The organism is Candidatus Hydrogenedentota bacterium (genome assembly GCA_018005585.1).
Classification (GTDB): Bacteria; Hydrogenedentota; Hydrogenedentia; order Hydrogenedentales; family JAGMZX01; genus JAGMZX01.
Map to the genome: position 1 here is coordinate 3,254 of JAGMZX010000245.1, position 1,921 is coordinate 5,174.

Here is a 1,921-nt window from a genome sequence, read left to right on the forward strand (position 1 = left end):
TCCGGTTTGACCTCTGGAATTTGCAGGGATTGGACGGCGTCCCGTGACGCGTTTGGCAAAGAAGGCAAGTTGGCCATTGTTCAAGGCACTGATGCGGGGCGTCTGGATACCCGCCAAACAGGGCGCATAGACCGTCTGTCAAGGTGCAATACGTGAAGTCGGGGTTGCCGAAATGGCGCGACTGTTGGAGTTCCTGCAGCGCGTCTCTTTTGCCATTACAGTTCCGGATGATCGGGCAATTCCAGGATGAGGTGTTCGAGCATATACCCGTCGTCCGAAGACAACCTGTCCGGGACCGATGACATGCCGATGCGGCGCAGCAGCGGTGGAAGAACCTCGGCCTCGTAGTTGGAAAGAAGCCACGCCATATTGAGCCACAGCCAACAGCATATTGCCGCCGGCCACCCGCGCTCGGTCAACATTAGAGACAGGCCGTCTTCCGCTGCCTTGAAGAACGGTGGAACATCGCCAACAACTTGTGCGAGAAGCCAGAGGCCAAGGCAACTCGAACTCAGTAAGACAAAAGACATTGCCCGTCTGTGCGGCCAGCCCCGGTAGCCAACCAATGAATACGGCAGAGGCGCCAACATATAGAGCACGCAGGTAATCACAATGCAGCAAAGAAAGACGCCCAGGCCTTTCCAAAGCGCGGCCCAGACAATCGGGTTTCCGGGTGTCTCGGGCATCGCCAGGACTAGGGACGGCAGGAACAGGCAGAAAGCAAGGACCGGTATCGACCCAAGCAGTCTTCCAACGAGGTAACCTCCCAATACGCATATCCCGCAGAGGAGTCCGCATCCTGCCAGGCCGCCGTAAGCTTCGGCGGCCGCGGGGTCCCAGCGTTCGAGCCCAACGAACGACAAGACAGTCAAGAGCAGCGCAAAGCCCCATAGGGCGCCGTAGAAGTGGAGTAGCTTCCGGAACATTCCATGTTGGACGAGCCTGCACCATAACGTCACTTGAGCTGCCTTACGAAAATAGCCCATTTCTGGTTCCCTCAATTCTGGAGTCATTCGCCACGCCTGGCTTCACTTTCGCACAACCAGCCGCTGTTCGCGCTGCTGCAAACCCGAGTGGATGGCGGCACCCCCTCTCTTGATTCGCGCAGTCCATCATAGCGGTTGTGTCGGGGCCTTGCCAAGGCAGCAGAGAGTTCCCCCGTGGGTAACCCATCAACCGGAGAACCATATGCGTGAAAACCGCCTGTGCGGGTCACTCAAGGAGGATGAAGAGCATGGACATGATGTCTGACGTGGCACGGGCGTCCCGCCCGTGCAAGTCGTCAGACAGCCCAGGTGCATGGGCAAGATGCCCATGGCACGGTGGCACGGGCGTCCCGCCCGTGCAAGTCATCAGACAGCCCAGGTGCATGGGCAAGATGCCCATGGCACGGTGGCACGGGCGTCCCGCCCGCGCAGGAAAAGCATGGCCCTCGCCCCGGCCTTTGAGCAGGCGACACGGGCATGGTATATATAGTGCGTTACCGGAGGGTAGACGTATGAACCGGGGGCACTTTATCCGCTGTCTTTTGTGTCTTGCGCTGGCGTGCGCCGGCGCCGCGGCGCAGCGCGGTTCCGGGGGCACGGCGGCCGGACCCGCGCCGCAGAAGTGGGCCGTACTCGTCGGGGCTGGCGAGACGCGTCCGCCGGTGGTGGTGGCGCCCCCGGCGCCGCCGCAGGAGCCGGAGCCGGGCGAGGTGCGGGTGTTCGAGGGGGGCGAGTTTGCGTGGATACCGGCGGGGACCTTCGAGATGGGCTCGAAGCTGAGCCCTGAGCGGGTCATCGCTACGTACGGCGGCGAGGCGGAAAGTAAGCAGTTTCACGAAGGCGAACACCCTCGGCATACGGTGACGCTGACGCGGGGATTCTGGCTGGCGACGAAGGAGGTGACGGTGGGGGAATTTCGGGCCTTCGCGGACGCG

The 1,921-nt window shown here is 61.7% G+C and carries 2 protein-coding genes; one reads left to right on the forward strand and one right to left on the reverse strand.

The genetic code is table 11. From position 1 onward, the window contains the following. Positions 1-215: 215 nt before the first annotated feature. Positions 216-926: a hypothetical protein gene (locus KA184_23085; GenBank protein ID MBP8132475.1), complete on the reverse strand. Its 711-nt coding sequence runs from the start codon at positions 924-926 to the stop codon at positions 216-218. Between the two features lie 572 nt (positions 927-1,498). Between KA184_23085 and KA184_23090 the strand changes: the two genes are divergently transcribed. Further along, positions 1,499-1,921: SUMF1/EgtB/PvdO family nonheme iron enzyme (locus tag KA184_23090; protein MBP8132476.1), on the forward strand; the 423-nt coding region annotated here is incomplete at its 3' end.

What these genes read in the sequence shown, in the direction of transcription:
- KA184_23085 (MBP8132475.1), bottom strand. Translation starts at nt 926, where the DNA reads ATGTTCCGGAAGCTACTCCACTTCTACGGCGCCCTATGGGGCTTTGCG.